Here is a 19186-nt window from a genome sequence, read left to right as displayed (position 1 = left end):
ACCCGAGCGTTCCCCCGTCGGACGTGTTCAAAGGTCGACTTGACCCCTTTCAAGCAAAGCTACGTCTGGTCGGCCGGTATCGTGATGCCCAACCCCCGCTTGCGAACGCGTGGGCGGCACACCGAATGCTTCGAGTCTTTCCGCCGCGACGCCGTCGTAGCGGGGCCGCGTCAGACGGGTTCGGCGCTCGGTCAGTCAGCCTTGCGAACGCGCGAGTCGTCCGGGCCGTGCTTCGTCGGCTGCCAATGAAGGCGGCACGCAAAGGAAAAGCGTTGCCGTTTTTCGGCCGGTGACTCTGATCTTGCCGAGCGCGAAAGGACTCAGATGATGCTACGTAACAGGCGTAAATCTGCCGACACGGAAACGCATGGTGCCGAGCGCGGACTCGACCGCTTCGAGGGATTCAGCGACGCGGTGTTCGCGATCGCGCTGACCCTGCTGATCGTCGAGATCAAGGTTCCCGGATCCCCCGAGGGCACGCATGACTATAGCGACCTGGCAAGCGCCATGGCGGAGCAGTGGCGCGAATATCTCGCGCTCGTTCTCTGCTATGTCGTGATCGGAGCCTACTGGCTGCAACACCATTATTCGGGTCGCATTTATGCAAAGAGCGATCACTGGTTCGGCGTAATCAACCTCCTGTTCCTGCTGGCGATCGTCGTCATTCCTTATCCGATCCGCGTGTGGTGCTTTCACCTGGGCACGGGCTTCGAGCCCGTCGCATCAGTAACCCTCGTTGCCGGTCTTGCCCTGACCGCCTGCACCTGGATGGCGAAGTGGTTCTATGCAATGCCAGGCCGCCGGCTGATGGACGAACGGCTCGCGCCGGATTTCCTCCAGCAGATGACGCGCCGCTACGGCGCTGCGACGCTGGTTCAGATCGCTGCAGTTCCCGTCGCGATCGCGGCGTGCCGCATCGGCGTGGCCATTGCACTGCTGTCCATCGCCTTCTTTCTGCTGCCACAGCCCACGCCGCGCTACAACCCCAGAGAGGAGCCGAGCGAGGCTGAGAAATTAGGCAAGTAAAGGGGGCGCGCTGTCTCGAGCGGGATCGGCCAAATTCGGCCGTTTGCTCAATCCCGCTCGTCATTCCAGCAGAGTTCGACGGCTGCACGGGCGCCGGCCTCGATGCTTCGCCTCAAGCCGGCGAAGCATCGAGCGCCTCGTCCTGCCGCGCCCTGTTCCACAGCACCAATTCCTCGGCTGGGATCGCCGGTGCGAACAGGAAACCTTGCAACTCATCGCAGCCGATCTTGCGCAACACTTGCGCTTGATGGCCGGTTTCCACCCCTTCGGCCACCACGCGCAAACCAAGCTCATGCCCGAGATCGACGATCGCCTTGACGATGGCAAGATCGGCAGATGCGTCGAGCATGTCTCGCACGAACGCGCGGTCGATCTTCAGACGGTCGAGCGGAAACCGGTTCAGATAGCTGAGACTCGAGTAGCCGGTGCCGAAGTCGTCGAGCGAGAGCTTGACGCCAAGCCCGCGAATGGCGTGAATGGCTTGCGCGTAGTGTTCGGCGCCATCCATGAGAACCGTCTCGGTGATTTCGAGTTCCAGGCAATGCGGCGGCACGCCATGCGCGAGCAGACTCGTGCCAAGCGCCGCAACGAGCTCCGGCTCGCGTAGCTGGAGCGCCGAAATGTTGACGGACGCGCGTGTTTCGAGGCCCTCTTCGTCGCGCCAGGCGGCAAGCTGCCGGCACGCTTCCTCGATCACCCACGCGCCAATGGAAACGATGAGGCGCGTGTCCTCCGCCACCGGGATAAACACAGCCGGACCGATTTCACCCAGTACCGCGCTCTTCCAGCGCAGCAGTCCTTCGACGCTCGCGAGCGCACCGGACCGCGCTTCGAGGCACGGCTGCCACTCGAGCCGCAACTCGCCGAACTCGATAGCCGTGCGCAAACACGTTTCCAGCGTGAGCCGATGCCTCGCCTGTTCGGCCATGTCGGCCGAGAAAAACTTGACCTGATTTCGTCCGGCAGACTTGGCCTGATACATCGCGGCGTCGGCGTTCTGCATCAACGTATCGATGTCTTCGCCATCATCCGGGTATAGTGCGACGCCGATGCTGCTCGCAACCTGCAGTGTCAGCCCGCTCACTTCATGCGCTTCGCGAAGCAGCGGGAGCAGCCGCTGTTCGATGCTGCGCGCCACTTCGCTCGCGTGACCGACTCCGTTGAGCAGCACCGTGAACTCGTCTCCGCCCAGGCGGCTCACGGTGTCGTGGGTGCCGACCGCATTGAGCAGGCGTCGCGACACGGACCGCAACAGGCCATCACCGATGTGATGTCCGAGCGAATCGTTGATGTTCTTGAAGCGGTCCAGATCGATGAACAGCACCGCGACGCGCTGCCGCGTTCGCTGCGCTGCTGCGATGGCAACGCCGAGCTTCGCGGCAAAGAGTGCACGGTTGGGCAGTTCGGTGAGCACGTCATGCTGCGCGAGAAACTGAATGCGCGCTTCGCTCTTCTTGCGGTCCGTGATGTCGATCAGCGTGCAGATGTAATGCGATACGGTGCCGCGCTTGTCGTGTACCGCGCTGATCATGAGCCACGCCGGATAATCACCGCCCTCGCGGCGGCTTATTTGCGCTTCGCCGTGCCAGGTGCTGCTGCGCCCGACGCGTTGCAAGAGGTTACCCAGCGGACCGTTTTCGTCTTCCTGCGCCTGCGTGTCGATGAAGGCCGGCGGCTTGCCCGCCACGTCGTCCATCCGATAACCGGTTGCGCGAAAGAACGAAGGATTCGCAGTGAGCAGACGCGCCTCGGCGTTCAGGATGACGATCGCCTCGGACGATGCCTCGAACACCTTGCCCCACAGTTCCAGCCGCTGCTCCATGAGCTTGATCTGATTGATCGGCGTGAAGGCGGTGAGAATGGCGTCGCGTCCCTGGAAGTCGAGACGGCGCGCCGACAGCATCGCCCAGCTCGGCTGCGAGGTCGCTTTCCAGTGAACTTCGAATTCGTCGATGGCTTCGCGGTCGGAAAGTTGCTGAAAGAAGCGCGCGCGGGTCGCGGAGTCGAGACCCTGAGCCCACGGGTCGGTGCTGCTCCCATTGAGCCAGAAGAGTCCAGGCGCATTGGCGTGCAATACCTCGTGGCCGGGAATGGCGGTGACGACCATCGGCACGGGCGTGGCTTCCACGAGCGCTGATTGCGCGGCCGACGCGCGGGCGGTCGCCGCCAATTCCTTCTGCACGACGCGTTCGCGATCCAGTTGCGCAAGCATTTCGTTGAAGCCGCGCACGAGTTGGCCGATCTCGTCCTGACTGTCCCAGTCGGCGCGCTTCGTGTGATCGCCGGTGCGGCGCACCACATCCATCACGCGCGCGAGTTTGCGTAGCGGCGACGAAATCTGCTGCGCGACGCAATAAACCAGTGTCAGGATGGCGCAGAGCAGGAAAAGCGCCGTGCCCAAATGCAGCCACATGCGCGAAAACAGGGCTTGCACGCGTGCATGCAGCAGGCCGTCTAGCTGCTCGCCGGTATCGCGCCAGAGGCCGTCTACGCTTTGAACGAGCGCTTGCTGCGCGCTGTCGACGATCATCAGCACAGCTGCATCCGGCGCCACGTTGTCGTCCACCACCACGCGCGCCGCATGCCTGAATGCCTCGACGGCAATGCGCATTCGATCAAACGACGGGCTGAGTGTGCGCTCGAATTGACGATTGGCCGCCCCCGCCTCGGCGTAGTCCGACCGCAAACCTTGCATGACCCCGTCGAGTTGCCCTTCGAGGACCAGATAGCGCGAACGCACTTCCTCTCGCGAGCGCGCGTGAGCGCCGTCGTGCAGATGGCGCCCGATGCTGTTCACCGCGGTCAGCAGCGCGGGATAGCGCAAGATCGAGAGCGACATCGCGTAGTAGCTGTCGAGATCCGGGTCGAGAATCAGGTTCGACTGATTACCGATGCGCGTTATCAGATCGCGGGAGGCGGTCAGCGCCTGGTCCGTCGACGCGATCCCGACCTCGCGTTCGTGCGCCATCGTCTGCAGAGCGGTCCGCAGCGCGTTGCTCGGCTCCGCGCTTCCCATTTGCGCGCCGTATTGCTGCTCGGCACGAACGAGCCTGTCGATCTCGGCATCGAGCTGCGCCGCCGTCGGCGGTTTGCCCGCGCCCGCCATCGCGATGGACGTGATGCCATGTTCGACCTCGTGAACATACGCGTTGCCGACAATCTCCTTGTTCGAAAAATCGATCGCCAGATACTTTTCGTGAATCAGAATCCCGCTGATGTAGATCACCGCGCTGAGATCGAGCAGGTAGATGAGCAGCAACTTGTGCCCCACGCGCAAACGCGCGAGCAGCTTGAAGAAAGGATTCCGTTTCATGGGCGAGACGTTTGGAAACGTGCAAGAAGAGTCATGCAGGCGGGCGCTCACAGGGCAGCGAATGGCCGCCGGCGATCGTGTTCGCCCACCTATCTATTACGCCTCTTACGGCTCGCCAAAATTAACCTTTAATTAAAGTCTTAGTGCGCCGCTTTAGCCCCGAAGAAGTGCATGGCCATGCACGCGTTTAGTGCCGGAAAAGTCACGCTCAGCGCATCATCCCCGCGTGGCGAGTCTCTTCAGACCGCACTGAGCGACTCTTGCTTGTTCATCGATCTGAACCGGTTGCGATAATCGACCGGACTGATCTGCAGACGGCGCAGGAAGGTGCGGCGGAATTTGTCGGTGTCCTCGAAGCCGCATCGGTGTGCGATGACTCTCAGCGGCAAGTCCGTGGCTTCCAGGTAGCGCCGCGCGGCATCGATGCGCGCATTGGCGAGGTAAGTCATCGGCGTGATGCCGCAATCCTTGGCGAAGATGCGCGAGAGATTGCGCGCGCTCATATGCACGCGTTCCGCGAGCGACGCGACCGTATGATCCACATGCAGGTTATCCAGCATGAATTGCTGGACTTCGATAGTCTGCGAACCCGGCGAAGCCTGCGTTTCCAGCAGCGGGCTGAACTGCGACTGCCCGCCCGAGCGCCGCAGATAGACGATCAGATACTTGGCGACATCGAGCGCCATTTGCCGGCCGAAGTCGTCTTCGATCATCGCGAGCGAGAGGTCGATGCCCGCCGTGACACCGGCCGTCGTGTAGATGCTGCCGTCGCGAACGAAGATATGATCCGGCTCGATGCGCGCCTTCGGAAAAGTGCTGGCGAGCCGGGGCACGTCCATCCAGTGAGTCGTCACCAGTTTGTTGTCGAGCAGCCCCGCCGAGCCGAGGGCGAACAACCCGTTGCAGATAGCGGACACGCGGCGGCACTGCCGATGCTGCGCGCGCAGCCAGTTGCTCAGCGCCGGATCGTCGAAGGCGTCGAAGATGCCGAGCCCGCCCGGCACGATGATTGTGTCGAACTCCGGGCACGGATCGAAGATCGTACGATCCGGCACGGTAGTCAGGCCGCTCGACGATTGCACCGTGCCCCGCGTCGTGCCGACCATCATCATCTCGTACTCGCACTCGCCTGAACTCAGCACCTTGACTTCGGCGAACGCATCCTTCGGCCCGGCGATGTCGAGCAGCTGAAATCCAGGAAAGACGAGCATTCCGACCTTGATGCGTTTCATCGCGGATATCCGGATCCTCTGAGAACAGACTTGCTCATGGGCATGCCTCGATGCACGCGCGCAGCGCCGGGCAACGCCATGCGCTCCGCCGCCACGCCGAACGCAGCGCCGATGACCGTCCAGATGATCGCCTGCATGCCGATCGACGCCACCCGGAATTGCCACAGCAACGTGGCGGGAAACTCGGCGGGCACTTCGTCGATAGCCGGCAACAGCGCGAGCATCGCGGCGGCCATGATCGCGAAAGCCAGCAGACCGGCGAGCGTCGCGTTGGCATCGCCCCATTTGCGCGACAGGGCTTGGCGCAAAGCTATCGACAGCAGTGTAATGGCGACGGAAATCCCCATGCATAAAAAATAAAGCGCGGTGCGCACGCCGATGGTTTCCGCCGCGCCCACCGAAGGCGGATTCGCCGGATATTTCAGCGCCGGCAGCACCACCAGGGCGGCGAAAGCCGCGAGCGCAAGCCATGCTGCAAGCGGCCGCGCGCCCATGCTTCCCGCGCGTCCCCACGCATAGGCGAAGCACAACGCGAAGAGCCCACCGAATGCAGCGCCGTACGCGAGTACCCCCGTCAGCAAGCCCACGCCCGCTTGCATTTCACGACTGACGATTTCAGGCTCGGGCGCATCGCCGGCGTGAGCGTGCTCGTGCGCTTCATGGGCCTCGAAAGCGATCGCGCGTTCGACTTGCGGCTCGCCCGCCACCCGCGCGAAGCAGAACGCCAGCAGTCCCGCGATGAGGCCCGCGAGCATGCCGCGCATCAACAGTTTGCCGACCATCGTCGTCTCCTCGTCAGTGGCAGGGGAAGCCCAACAGATGGCGTCCGTCATGCACGAACTCGTGAATGGCGGTGCCCTGAAAGACCGCGGTAGCACCCTGCTCCGCGCCGACGAAATACAGCGCCAGCAGCATCAGCAATCCGCCGAAGATCGTCCACGGCAGCAGTTCGCGCAGTGGAATCGGTTCGAACGTGTCAGTGGAATGCAGGACAGCTTGATTCATGAAGTACCTCCAAAAGAGTCGGAAAAATGTTAACGGCTGCGCGCCGCGGCGATCGCTTCGATCTCGCGGCGCGACAGCACGCCGCTCGTCTCGACCACGTTCAGCAGCGCTTCGAGAAAACGCTCGTAGTAGTCCCAGCGCGGCTGATTCGCGCATTCGATTGCTTCCCACTTCGCGATGGACGCGATCAGGCTCTGGCGAAAGTCCTCCCACTCGAAACATCCCGCCTTCGATAGCGAGAGCGCGAGGCCGAACACATCGCGCTCCCAGCGATTGGTGAACAGCAGCTTGCCGTCGAGACGCGGCGGAGAATCTGGTGCGCCGAGCATCGACGCGGCAGCGTATTCTTCGAAACGCGTGAACATGGCACGCTCCTCAGGCTGCGGGCGCTTCGACGAGTGCGACGCCCATCATCGACTCGGGCGTAACGAGCGCGGCGAGTTCTTCCTCACTCAGATGCTCCGTGTTCGCGGGGCGCTCGGGCACCACGAACCAGCGAATCTGCGCGCTGCTGTCCCACACCTTCACCTCCTTCGTGGCGGGCACCTGTACGCCGAATTCCTGCAGGACGGCGCGCGGTTCGCGCACGCCGCGCGCGCGAAATACAGGGTCCTTGTACCAATACGGCGGCAGGCCGAGCACCGGCCACGGATAACACGAACACAGCGTGCAGATGATGAGGTTATGCACGTTCGCGTCGTTTGCGACCGCCGCCATATGCTCGCCTTCCGCGCCCGCCATGCCGAGCGGAAGCGAGAGTTCGGCGATCGCCTTCGGCGTGTCTTCGACGAGACGTCTCGCGTAGTCCGGATCGACCCATGCGCGCGCGACGATCTTCGCGCCGTTGAACGGGCCGGCCATCGTCTCGAAGTGCTTGAGCACGACATCGACGGAGTCGGTGGCAATCACGCCTTTTTCGATCAGCAAGGCTTCCAGCGCACGCACTTTGGCGGCGCTCGATGCTTCGCGGTCGCCGGAAAATTCGAAGAGTTGGCTCATGGATTCGCTCGGGGTTGGCTTATGTTCGAGTTCAATCGGCGGCCTGCACGTAGGCTTCGTACAGGTCGGCGTAAATGGTCGTGTTCGGCTCGCTTTTGCCGGCGCCCCAGATCGACGCGGCGTCGAAGGCAACGCGATACACAGGCATCGGCGCGCCGATACCGTCCACGCCCGTCGAGACGAAATAGGAGAACGCGCCGGGATAGACGAGATCCACCACGCCGGTCTTGTTGCGCAAATACCCCGGCAAGCGCGTGTGGTCCACCGCTTCGGGATCGGCGATACGCACGGCATGGCCCGCTCGAAAGCGCGCCGCGCCGTCGAGCGCGTGATAGCCCGAGTCGCCGTGCTGCAGATAGGCGTCGATCTGCGCCGCGAGTTCGGCATTGGGGCGATCGGGTAGAGGCGCGTCCGGGTGCGCGCTGTAGTGGGCGGTTTTCTCAGCGAGTTCCTCCGCCGACACATACCCCTGATCGACGAAAAACTGCGCAATGCCGCCGAGCCATTTCTCGTAGTAGCGATACTTGAAGTACTCGAACGGCTGCATGTCTTCGGCGCCGGTGCGCAGCGAGGCCCAGGTCCAGTTGCTCTTGAAGGCGGTGGGCAGCGTATCGACCGGATAGCGATGCGGCGTGTCCGACAGATGCGCGCTCTCCGCCATCATCACCGTATGAATGCCGAAGATGCGCTTCTCCCACGGCTCGACGAATACGCGCTTTTCAGTGCTGACCGGCCCCAAATTTTCGATGCCGCCGAGATGATGTTGCAGCTTCATGTTGTGCTCCGCTTGAATGGAAACGGTCTTATCCGAGCCGATGCTCGCGTCTGAATTGCAGGGCTTCGCCGACCACTTCCGAGACGAAGCCGAACACTGCGCCGGTAACGAGCGCGGCGGCCGCGACCAGCGCAGGATTGCCGATGCCCGCCGTGGTGATCGCCTTGCCCGTTGCGACCATCGTGCCGACCGTCGAGGCGAAGCCCCAGACGATCGCGGGCAACACATCGAGCAATTTGATCTTCGACGCCTGAACCATCGCCGCGCTGCCGATGCCAACCAGCACGGCCACCGCGATCGCGCCGCCGCTCGTCGTCGCAATGCAGAGCAAGGTAAGCGAAGCGATGACGAGTCCCGTGAGATTCGACGCCACGCTCTTGACGAAGCCCGCGCGCCCGCCGCCGAGCACGAAGAACGACGCCCACGCGATGAACGTCACCCAAACCGGAACCGGAAAGATCGTGCCGGTGAGCCATGTATCGACGACCGCCAATACGCCGATGCTCACCGTGTATGCCTCTGGCTTTTTCATGCGTAGCTCCTTGAAGAAGAAATGAATGAAGGCTTCAGTTCATGCAACTCAGAAGGCCGTCGCGCATTCGCGCAGCGTCGATGTTGCGGCCGATCATCACGAAACGGCTCTCTCGTGTTTCGTCGCGCATCCACGCACGGCCGAACGTGGTGTCGAGCAACATATGCACGCTATGGAAATGCAGGCGTCGCGGTTCGTCGTGCATGTTGAGCACGCCTTTCATGCGCAGAAGTTGTGTGCCTTGCGTTTGCACGAGCTGATTGATCCAGCGGTTGAAACGCGTCGCATCGATGCCGCCGGGCACCACGATCGCGCACGATGCGATGCTGTCGTCGTGTTCGTGATCGTGGCCGTCTTCGTCGAGCAGATTCGGCTCGATGGCGAGCAGGTTGTCGACCGAAAAGCTCCGCGTGCCGAAAAGCGCATGGGCGTCGATCCTCGAACGCTGCGCGTACTCGATGCGTGCAGTGGGATTGAGCCGGCGAATCCCGGCGACGAGCGCATCGACGGCATCGGTCGAAACGAGATCGGTCTTGTTGATGACGATGCGGTCCGCGAACACCACTTGCTCCCGCGCGATGTCGTCATGTAGCTGGGACTGCGCGTGCATTGCATCGACCACGGCGACGACCGATTCCAGTTCCACGCGCTCGCGCACGTCGGGATCGGCGAGAAAGGTCTGCAGCACCGGCGCGGGATCGGCGAGGCCCGACGTTTCGATGATGAGACGCGCGAGCCGATCGCCGAAGCGCATCAACATGTCGCGCACGCTGGCGACGAGATCGGTGCGGACCGTGCAGCAGACGCAGCCGTTGTTGATCTCGATCACGGCGCGTTCATCGGCGACGATCAACTGGCCGTCGATACCGACTTCGCCGAATTCGTTCACGACGATGCCGATCTGCATCGGCCGCGTGGATTCGAGCAGGTGATTCACAAGCGTGGTCTTGCCGGCTCCAAGGAAACCGGTAATGACAGTGGCAGGCACTTTGGCGGGTCGCATGAGGGTTATCCTTCGCGTGCGTCGATTAGGAACGCCTACCCTTTAGCGGCTTCCGTTCCGATTTCCCGCGCTTGGCCGCCATCGGGCGATACTTGGCGCGGCGTGCATGAGCGCATGTCCGTTCTGTTCCGAAGCGACACGGACGGACAAAAACGCACGTAAGGCGACGAAACACATTGGTGCGCGACGCGCATCGCCGAAGTGCAGGCGATGCCCTCTTCTCGCCCGCCGATACGAACGGACGCGACCCGGCATTCCCTTGGCGAGGGTTTCGTGAACGTTATGGATGGATGGACAGGCCGCTCGCCTCAGTCAGGCAAGCGACGCGCGCGTGCGCGCGGATTGACAGGCTATGGATCGATGTCTTGATTCGCGTCGATCAACGCTTCTTGTAGTTCTTGAACACTTCCTTGCGGATCGAACCGTGTACGCCCCAATTCGCGTCGACCACCTGCGTCACGCCGAAGTCCGCCGCTACCGACATCAGCGCAATGGCTTCGTCTTCGCTCAAACCGTGCACCGTCATCAGCAAGCGGCGCAGCTTGCGAAAGGCATCGCGCATGGCTTTGTCGAGGCTCGCATGCTGCGCCACTTCCACTTGCGCGTTGGTCCCGAGTTCGGCCAGATAGTTGGGGAACGTGAAGCCGTACACCGACCATTGCTGATCCGTTTCGAGCAGCGGATGCGTGAGCCCTTCGAGGAGCGTGCCTTCGAGATCCGCTTTCTTGTGCAGGATGAATTCGAAGTCCCCCGTCAACGATGTTTCGATAGCGGTGCCGCCCAGTTCGCTGTCGCCCTGCGCGGCATGCGGGTCGCCCACCGAGAAAAGCGCGCCTTCGACCGCCACCGGGTAATACATGGTCGCGCCCCGGCCGATGCGCCAGTCGTCGATGTTGCCGCCCGTGTAGCTCGGCGGAATCGAACTGACATAGTCCGCTTCGGCGGGCGCGACGCCCATGGTGCCGAAATGCAGTCGCGCCGGCACGCGGATATCCGGCAAGATGTTTTCGCGCTTCGTCACGAGCCGGTGATCCACCTGCACGCCGGGATAATCGATCGTCGCGTGCACGATGCCATCCGGGTCGGTCTGCGGCGTCCACACATAGTTGTAGACCGCGCGCGCATACGGCTCGCCGGAAGTATCGAGTTCGAAGATGGTCACCACTTCGCGCGGCTTCGGCTCCTCGATCAGATCGTGATACTGAAAGCCCCACGACGCGGCCACGTTCGAGCCGAAGCACTTGCCCGCATGACACGCGCTGCAACTCGGCCGCGGCCTGACGTCGAGGATGCGCACTTCGAGCACGTCCCCGGGTTCGGCGCCTTCGATTGCCACCGGACCGGTGAGCAGATGCACGCCCACGCCTTCGCCAGCGCCGAGGCGGAACGGTCCTTCGGTCGGACCCGCGCCGCGCCGCGAAACGGCCTTGTGCTCGCGCGTCCATTCGAACACGCTCTGCGCGCCCGGATCGCCCGCGATCATGCGCTCGTGGTCGTCGTTCGCGTGATGCGTCAGCGTTTCGATGGTGGCGCGGTCGCCCGACTTGAGCGTGAGGCGCGGTTCTACCCGTTTGCTGAAGTATCCCCAATGCACGGTGGATGATGAAACGGGCAGCGTGTAATGCTTCATTGATTCGTCCTCGGCGAGTGGGTGTGTTATCGATGCGATTCAGTGCACGGTTTCGAGCGTGCTGCCCGCGCCCATCACGTTGAGAAAGCGCGCCGTCAACGGATGATGCGGCCGCGTCAAGACCTGATGCGCGGGTCCGTCCTCCACGACGCTGCCGCCGCTCAGGAACACGACGCGGTCGGCCACTTCATCGGCGAAGCGCAACTGATGCGTCGAAATGATCATCGTCAGGCCATCGTCGAGCGCGAGGCGGCGGATCACTTCGAGCACTTCGCCCACGAGTTCCGGATCGAGCGCGGAAGTCGGCTCGTCGAGCAGCAGCACGCGCGGATTCGGCGCGAGCGCACGCGCAATCGCCACGCGTTGTTGCTGGCCGCCCGACAGATGACGCGGCAACGCATCGGCGCGATGCGCGAGGCCCACGCGTTCGAGCAGGGCATCCGCGCGTCGGTTGGCATCGGCGAGCGTCGCGCCGTGCACCCAGACGAGCGGCAATGCAATGTTCTCGCGCGCCGTCAGATGGCCGAAAAGATTGAACTGCTGGAACACCATGGCGACGCCGAGACTCGCGCGCTCCTTCGCAAGCTCGCGCGGATTCATGCGCCGCCCGTCATCGCGAAAGCCCAGGCGCCGTCCGCCCACGCGTATCTCGCCTTGTTCCCACTGTTCCAGATGATTGATGCAGCGAAGCAGCGTGCTCTTGCCCGAGCCGCTCGGTCCGAGCAACGCGACGACTTCGCCCGAGCGGATGTCGAGATCGAAGCCATTGAGCACCGGCTGCTCGCCGTAGCGCTTGTGTACGCCATTGATCTGCACGGCGGTGCCGTTGCGAGACAGCGCGTCGTAGCGGCGTGCGCGGTCGTCGGGTGTGACGCGAGCCGGGACGAAGACCGGCGGCAGATCGGTCGGGCCTGCGGGCTTCGTCGATACGGGCGTGCTCCGGCGTCGTCCCCAGAAGCCGCCGCGCGAGCTGGCGCGGTCCAGATCGAGCGCGCGTTCGATCATCAGCTGAATGGCGGCGATCGCGCCCGTCAGACACAAATACAAGAGACCCGACGCAAAGAAGATCGAAAAGAAGTCGAACGTCGACGAAGCAAGCTGCGTGCTGCGCAAGGTCAGCTCGCCCACCGAGATGACCGAAGCCAGCGAAGAGTTCTTCAACGCGCTGACGGTTTCGTTGCCGAGCGCGGGAATCATCGAGCGAAGGGCCTGCGGCGCGATGATCCGGCGCATCAGCACGGAAGGCGTCATGCCGAGCGCCTGCCCCGCGAGCGTCTGTCCGCGATCCACGCCGAGCACGCCCGAGCGTAATATCTCCGCGATGAACGGCGCTTCGTTCGCGGCGAGCGCGAGGCCCGCCGCGCCGACGGCGCTCAGCTTGATGCCGATATGCGGCAGGGCGTCGTAGGCGAACACGAGTTGCAGAATCAGCGGCGTGCCGCGAAAAATCACCGTATAGCCGCGCGCGATGGCCGCGAGCGGTCCGATTCGGCTCAGTTGCATGGCGGCAAGGACGAGTCCCAGCACGAGCCCGCCCGCGAGTCCGAGCGAGGTGACGGTGATCGTGAAGCGGATGCCGTCGAGCAGATAAGGCAGGCCGAGATAGTGAAGGAACAGGTCCATATGCCGATGCTTCCGCGCTTACTTGGCAACGACGAGTTGCGGCGTCGCGAGATTCTCGACGCCGAGGCCCCACTTCTTCAGCAGTTCGGACTGCGCGCCGCTCTTCTGAATGGCGACGAGCGCGGCCATCACGGCATCGCGGAAATCGGGCTTGTCCTTCGGCACGCCGATGCCCACGAAGTACGGCAAGGTCACGGCGGTCGCTTTCTCCAGCTTGTCCGGATACGCCTTCACCGCCTGGTCGACCGTGTTCACGTCGTTGATGTACGTATCCGCGCGGCCCGCGAGAATGGCCTGGATGCAGTTGGCGTTGTTGTCGTAGAGCTGCACGGTGGCTTCGGGCTTGCCGACCGCCTTGCATTGCGGCGCCAGTGCCTGAATCAGCGGCACTTCCACATAGCCCGTGTTTTCGGCGGCTGTCGTGCCGCACATCGACGTGTTGATGCCGGTGATCTTCTTCGGATTGCCCTTGGCGACGAGTACGCCGTCGAACACCTTCGAGTACGTGATGAAGTCGGCGGCCTTGGCGCGCTCCTCGGTCGCGTAGATATCGGAGATGACGATATCGGCCTGACCGCTCTGCAAGGTCGTGAGCAGCGCGGCGAAGGTCACGGGCTTGTAGGCCATCGTGAAGCCGAGGCATTGCGCGATCAACTCGCCCAGATCGATATCGAAGCCGATGTACTTGCTCGGATCGTTCGGGTCGAGCGCTTCATAGCCCGGCGTATGCGGATTGATCGCATTGGTGAGTGTCTTGCCCTTGAACTGCGGGTACTTCGCCTGCAACGCGCTGCATTCGGCGGGCGCGGCGGCGTGCGCCTGTCCCGCGAAGGCGAACAACACCGCGCACAGCGCGCCAAGTCCTGCGCGAGATAAACGGCCCACGAGATTCCTTTGCATCGATACGCTCCTGACGGCTGATGACGATTGACTTGCGATGCCCAGAGCGTAGGCGACCGAAATCCCGCGAACTTGACTGGCTGCGCACAACTGCTGGTATTGGCGTGCACGCTCGTCCAAGAACGCATGAGGCCGCGCGTCGGGTGATGCGCGCAAGTGCAGACGTGCGCCGCGATGGCGCATGTATGCACTGTCTTCGATACGCGATGCACCCGCCGCCGTAAGCATCGCGATGGCGCGAAGGTTGCTTTTGAAAAGCGCTTGCTGCTTCGCCTATCGTGGAGTTTTCGTTGAACCTGTCGCGCTTCACCACCGAGTCGTATCCCGAGTTCGAGCGCCGGCATGAATGGAACGCGGCGCTCGCACGTCTCGGATGGCGCGGCAAGATCGAAGGCGGCGAACGCGGTTTGCACGGCACGCTGACATCGCGCGTATCGGCGGGCGGGATCGAGTTCACGACCATCGCCTCGGCCGCGCAGACGCTGCAGATGAGCGCGGATCACGCGGACAGTCTCATGCTCGCGCTGCTGATCGATGGCGACGCCACGCTCGTCGCCGATGGTCTGCGCGAGCGCGTGAGCCCGCATGACATCGTCTATGCCGCGCCGGGCCAGAGCGCGTCGCTGGTTTTCGCGGGACGCTTTCGCGCGTTCATCGTGCGAGCGCCCAGGAGCGCCATCAACGCGCGTCTCATTTCGCCGCTCTCGCTGCGCGTGGCCTTGTTGCCGGGCGCGACGGGCATCGGCCACATCTTCTCGGGCTTTCTGCGTTCGGTCGTGGAAAGCCTCGAAACGCTGAGCGCGGAGGAGTTGCGTCCCACCGAACTCGCGCTCGCCGAAATGCTCGTGGCCTGTCTCGCCGGACAGGAACGCAAAGGTTCGTTCAACGGGCTGACGCCGCCGCAGTCGGCGTTGTTCGCGCGACTGTGCCGCTTCATCGAAACGCATCTCGCCGATTCGACCCTGAGCGTGGCCTCGCTCGCCAAAGACGAACGCGTGTCGCCGCGTTACGTGCAGAAGCTGTTCGAACTCGCCGGACAGAGTTTCTCGACGTATGTGCGCTCGCGCCGCCTCGAACGCTGCCGCGCGGAACTGGCCGATCCGCTCTCGGAGAAAGTCTCCATATCCGACATCTGCTTTCGCTGGGGCTTCAACGATCCGGCGCACTTCAGCCGCGTATTCCGCGAGCGTTATGGCGCATCGCCGCGCACGTTCCGGCACGAAGCGAACCTGGAACTCGCGCGCCATCTCGTGCATTCGCTATCGCGCGGGCTGCCGGTGAACGCCGCGAGTCTGATCGCGCAGGCGCGCAGCGAAGAGACGGGCGACACGCTCGTCGCCGTGCGCGACGAAAGCGATGCCGTGCAAGCGCGGCCTGCGCGGACGGGCGGCAGGCCGCGGCATCATTTGCTGCGCGCAACGGCGAACACGGTGCACTGGGGCTATTTCAGCCACGATCTCAAGCCCGTGCTCGAAGTCGCGAGCGGCGACACGGTGACGGTCGAAGCGCTCACGCAGCATGCGTCGGATGACTGGGACCGCATGATCGCGGGCGATCCCGGCGCGGAGAGCGTGTTCCACTGGACAGCCGAACGCAAGAACGTGGACCGTCGCGGCGCGGGCCCGATGAACGCCTCCATCTATGGACGCGGCGCGGGCGAAGGCTTCGGCGTGCATATCTGCACCGGGCCGATTGCGGTGACAGGCGCGGAACCGGGCGATGTCCTGGAAGTGCGCATCGTCGATATTCATCCGCGCCGCTGCAGGAACCCGAAGTTCCACGGCCGCGCGTTCGGCAGCAACGTCGCGGCGTGGTGGGGCTTTCATTATCGCGAGCTGCTCACCGAACCGAAGCCGCGCGAAGTCGTGACCATCTACGAGATCCACACGGACGAAGCGCGCGACGACAGCGCCTATGCGCGCGCCGTCTACAACTACCGCTGGACGCCGCAGCGCGATCCTTTCGGCGTGCTGCATCCGATCATCGATTATCCGGGCGTGCCGGTGGATCACGCGAGCGTCGTCGAGAATCACGACGTGCTGAAGAACGTGACCATTCCCGTGCGACCGCACTTCGGCGTGATCGGCGTGGCGCCGCAGCAGAACGGTCTGATCGATTCGATTCCGCCTTCGGCCTTCGGCGGCAATCTCGACAACTGGCGCGTCGGTCCCGGTGCGAGCGTGTTTCTGCCGGTCGGCGTGGCCGGGGCGCTCTTGTCGATCGGCGACCCGCACGCGTCGCAGGGCGATTCCGAGTTGTGCGGCACGGCCATCGAATGCTCGCTCACCGGCGACTTCGAACTGATCCTGCACAAGAAGCACACGCTTGCCTCGCAGTCGTTCGCGGACCTCACGTATCCGCTCGTCGAAACCGCCGATGAATGGGTGCTGCACGGCTTCAGCCATCCCGACTATCTGGCCGAGTTCGGCACCAGCGCGCAAAGCGAGGTCTATCAGAAGTCCACGCTGGATCAGGCCATGCGCGATGCCTTCATCAAGACGCGGCGGTTTCTGATGTCCACCAAGGGACTCACCGAAGACGAAGCCATCTCGCTGATGTCGGTGGCGGTGGACTTCGGCGTCACGCAAGTCGTCGATGGCAACTGGGGCGTGCACGCGATCATCCGCAAGGCGCTGTTCACGGATTGAGCGCGGTCCGGCGCTTCGTGCAGGCCGGGCTTCTGCCCGCGTTCATCTGACCTCGACACGGTTACGCCCCGCCGCCTTCGCGTGATACAACGCCCGGTCCGCGCGCCGCATGAGCGCATCCACGTCGCGCTCGCCGGGCTCGCGTGTCACCACGCCGATGCTCACGGTGAAAGGAATCGCCTTGACGCGCCAGACATGCTCGACATCCTGCCGCTCCAGACGCTGGCGCAAGGCGTCCGCGATCCGCGGCGCGGCACTCGCGTCCGCGCCCGGCAGCGCCGCGACGAACTCCTCGCCGCCCCAGCGCGCGAACAGCATGGATTCGAGCGGGATCGACTTTCCGACATTCGCGAGCACGCGCAGCACTTCATCGCCGATATCGTGGCCGTAGTTATCGTTGATCGCCTTGAAGAAATCGATGTCGAGAATGAAGACGGACAGGATCTCGTCGGTCGCGAGCAGCTTTTCGACGAAGTCGATGAACTCGCGTCGGTTCGGCAGACCGGTGAGCGCATCGGTGACGGCCTGTTGCTTCAGCAGTTCCATGAGCCGCGCGCGCTCGGTGATGTCGCGAATGACCGCGGTGAACTCGACCACGCCGCCCACGTCGATCTTGGAGATGGCGATTTCCACCGGAATGATGGTGCCGTCGCGATGCCGCCCGAAAACGCTGTTGCTTTCGTCCATGCGCGGCGCGGTCATCGCGCGCAGGTTCGTCATCGGCGAATTCGCGAACTGCCGCACGTTGTCCGCGTGATGCGCACGCGCGCGCTCCGGCAGCAACATCTCGATGCGCCTCCCGAGCGCTTCTGCCGATGTATAGCCGAACAGATTCTCGGCGGCCCGATTGAACAGCGTGATCTCGTGCCGCTCGTCGATGCTCACGATCGCGTCGTACGCCGAGTCCACGACCGCGCGAAAGCGCGACGCGTCGAATTCGACTTCGCGCGTGAGCGGCTTCTTCGGCGTATCGTCGATGCACGAAATCATGACTTCGTGCACGGCTTCAAGCGCGCCCGGCCCCCTGAGCGGTTCGAGCGTGAGACGCCACGAACGCGCGCCGTCGATGAATCGATGCGTGTGCGTCTGGCCGTCGAAGCACGCCTTCAACTTTTCGATGAGGATCGGATGCGCCTCGGCCGGCATCATGGCATCGACCGCGAGGGGAAGCGCGGGCGTGTCCGCTCGCGAGGCGTCCGTCATGCGCATGAACGCGTCGTTGCAGGTCCTGACGATCAGACCGCCGCGCGCATCGCGGCCCACGATAGCCACGCCGATCGTTGCGCCTTCCGTAATCTCCCGCGATGTGTTGGGCAACCCCGACATACTCCTATCCTGCCGCGCCGTCGTCCGGCACCGATAATCATCCACTTGCGTCGCTGACGCCACCATGCGTTTGTTATCGGCAGCGTGGGCAAAGGCTTGAGGGCGAAGCGTCCGAGCGCGATTCACCGCAGCGCAGCTTGTTGCGGCCGGCTCGAAGACGAACGCAACGGCGAGACCCTCGTATCAGCGCATCGGCTGACGCTCCTACCCGTCGATCAACGCCGCCAATTCCTCCGGAGCGCCGGAGGGAAACGATGCTTTGAGGTGATTCAGGAAAGCGGACACGCGCGCGCTCAGAAAGCGCCTTGAAGGGTAAAGCGCCCACAGCGCGATGTCGGACCCGTCCAGCTCGCCCCACTGTGAAAGTCGACCGGCGGCGATATCGCGGCTGACGAGCGACAGCGGCAGGCACGCGATCCCAACGCCAAGCCGGACCGTGTCGCGCACCATGACGAGCGATGACAGTGTGGCGAATGGCTCGACGAATATGCGCTTTCTCCCCTCGGCGCCGGTGACATCCCAGAACGACGTTTGATCGGCCGCTCCACGGATGACTGCCGGCACGCGCGCTTTTCCCTCGGGCGGCTCCAGTCCGGGCTTCGCCACGACGACGAGCCGGTCGTGCAGGATGATCCGTCCAACCAGATTCTCGTCGGGAGCCGGGTTGACCCGTATAACCAGGTCATAACCTTCTTCGATCATGTCGACCGGGCGATCTTCCGTCGTGACTTCCAATCGAACCTCCGGCCACTTCAGCGCGAACGAGGCGACCAGTTTTCCCATGGCGATTTGCGAGAAAAGCGCGGGTGCGCTGATTCGCAAGCGGCCGCGAGGCTGCTCGCTGCTCGATGCTATCGCTGCGGCACTGGCGTTGAGCTCGGCGAGAAGCGCACCGGTGCGCTCATAGAGCGCCAGTCCTTCCTGCGTGAGCTTTACGCCTCGCGGTCCCCGTTCGAGAAGCCGGATTTGAAGGTCGCTTTCGAGTTCGCTCACCCTTCGCGAAAGCGTCGCCTTCGGACGACCCGCGGCGCGAGCCGCCTCGCCGAAGCTTCCGTAACGAGCGACGAGGTTGAAATCAGCAAGTGCAAGAAGATCCATTCGCGCTATTCCAGCGTTCCATTGGTGAGACACGTCGTCTCTTTATAGCATCTTCCGGACCAGATTTGGATCACGT

The 19186-nt window shown here is 63.4% G+C and carries 16 protein-coding genes; 2 read left to right on the top strand and 14 right to left on the bottom strand.

The annotated features are described in order from the left end of the window. Nucleotides 1–324: 324 nt before the first annotated feature. Nucleotides 325–1026, top strand: coding sequence for a TMEM175 family protein (locus LDZ23_RS34260; protein WP_008345595.1), 702 nt, complete (start codon nt 325–327; stop codon nt 1024–1026). Between the two features lie 112 nt (nt 1027–1138). Here LDZ23_RS34260 and LDZ23_RS34255 read toward each other — a convergent pair whose 3' ends face one another. The 12 genes from LDZ23_RS34255 to LDZ23_RS34200 form a co-directional block, all read right to left on the bottom strand. Next, complete coding sequence (locus LDZ23_RS34255; protein WP_244808885.1) at nt 1139–4339, bottom strand: bifunctional diguanylate cyclase/phosphodiesterase; 3201 nt, start codon at nt 4337–4339, stop codon at nt 1139–1141. Between the two features lie 239 nt (nt 4340–4578). Beyond that, nucleotides 4579–5571, bottom strand: coding sequence for a GlxA family transcriptional regulator (locus tag LDZ23_RS34250; protein ID WP_008345598.1), 993 nt, complete (start codon nt 5569–5571; stop codon nt 4579–4581). Beyond that, nucleotides 5568–6353, bottom strand: a complete 786-nt coding sequence (locus tag LDZ23_RS34245; RefSeq protein WP_008345601.1) for a CbtA family protein — start codon at nt 6351–6353, stop codon at nt 5568–5570. Before LDZ23_RS34245 ends, LDZ23_RS34250 begins: the two co-directional genes overlap by 4 nt. 13 nt (nt 6354–6366) lie before the next feature. Continuing rightward, nucleotides 6367–6576 (bottom strand): CbtB domain-containing protein, encoded by a 210-nt coding sequence (locus tag LDZ23_RS34240; protein ID WP_008345603.1) that lies wholly within the window; start codon nt 6574–6576, stop codon nt 6367–6369. A gap of 29 nt (nt 6577–6605) precedes the next feature. Next, nucleotides 6606–6941 carry a nitrile hydratase accessory protein gene (locus LDZ23_RS34235; protein WP_008345605.1) on the bottom strand — a complete coding sequence of 112 codons (336 nt, stop codon included), beginning with the start codon at nt 6939–6941 and terminating at the stop codon, nt 6606–6608. A gap of 10 nt (nt 6942–6951) precedes the next feature. Next, nucleotides 6952–7575, bottom strand: a complete 624-nt coding sequence (gene nthA / locus LDZ23_RS34230) for a nitrile hydratase subunit alpha (protein ID WP_008345607.1) — start codon at nt 7573–7575, stop codon at nt 6952–6954. Between the two features lie 31 nt (nt 7576–7606). Continuing rightward, a complete protein-coding gene (gene nthB, locus LDZ23_RS34225; RefSeq protein WP_008345609.1) occupies nt 7607–8350 on the bottom strand; it encodes a nitrile hydratase subunit beta in 744 nt (247 codons plus the stop codon). A gap of 28 nt (nt 8351–8378) precedes the next feature. Then, a complete protein-coding gene (locus tag LDZ23_RS34220; RefSeq protein ID WP_008345611.1) occupies nt 8379–8882 on the bottom strand; it encodes a DUF1097 domain-containing protein in 504 nt (167 codons plus the stop codon). 34 nt (nt 8883–8916) lie between these two features. Continuing rightward, nucleotides 8917–9885, bottom strand: coding sequence for a CobW family GTP-binding protein (locus tag LDZ23_RS34215; protein ID WP_008345613.1), 969 nt, complete (start codon nt 9883–9885; stop codon nt 8917–8919). Between the two features lie 379 nt (nt 9886–10264). After that, nucleotides 10265–11515, bottom strand: coding sequence for an acetamidase/formamidase family protein (locus LDZ23_RS34210; protein WP_008345615.1), 1251 nt, complete (start codon nt 11513–11515; stop codon nt 10265–10267). A 39-nt stretch (nt 11516–11554) separates the two neighbouring features. Then, the gene (locus LDZ23_RS34205) at nt 11555–13138 is read right to left on the bottom strand and encodes an amino acid ABC transporter permease/ATP-binding protein (RefSeq protein WP_244808884.1); all 1584 of its coding nucleotides are present in this window, start codon (nt 13136–13138) and stop codon (nt 11555–11557) included. A gap of 18 nt (nt 13139–13156) precedes the next feature. Continuing rightward, on the bottom strand, nt 13157–14038 hold the full coding sequence (locus tag LDZ23_RS34200) for an ABC transporter substrate-binding protein (protein ID WP_008345619.1): 882 nt from the start codon (nt 14036–14038) through the stop codon (nt 13157–13159). Between the two features lie 290 nt (nt 14039–14328). Between LDZ23_RS34200 and LDZ23_RS34195 the strand changes: the two genes are divergently transcribed. Beyond that, a complete protein-coding gene (locus LDZ23_RS34195; protein ID WP_008345621.1) occupies nt 14329–16686 on the top strand; it encodes an acetamidase/formamidase family protein in 2358 nt (785 codons plus the stop codon). A 42-nt stretch (nt 16687–16728) separates the two neighbouring features. Here LDZ23_RS34195 and LDZ23_RS34190 read toward each other — a convergent pair whose 3' ends face one another. After that, nucleotides 16729–18012, bottom strand: coding sequence for a sensor domain-containing diguanylate cyclase (locus LDZ23_RS34190; RefSeq protein WP_034471102.1), 1284 nt, complete (start codon nt 18010–18012; stop codon nt 16729–16731). A 204-nt stretch (nt 18013–18216) separates the two neighbouring features. Then, on the bottom strand, nt 18217–19110 hold the full coding sequence (locus LDZ23_RS34185; RefSeq protein WP_008345625.1) for a LysR family transcriptional regulator: 894 nt from the start codon (nt 19108–19110) through the stop codon (nt 18217–18219). Between the last annotated feature and the right edge of the window lie 76 nt (nt 19111–19186).

The sequence above is a fragment of the Caballeronia zhejiangensis genome (genome assembly GCF_022879815.1).
GTDB classification, from domain to species: domain Bacteria; phylum Pseudomonadota; class Gammaproteobacteria; order Burkholderiales; family Burkholderiaceae; genus Caballeronia; species Caballeronia zhejiangensis.
Note: the sequence above shows the minus strand (reverse complement) of the source record. Positions and strands in the feature narration are given on the sequence as shown.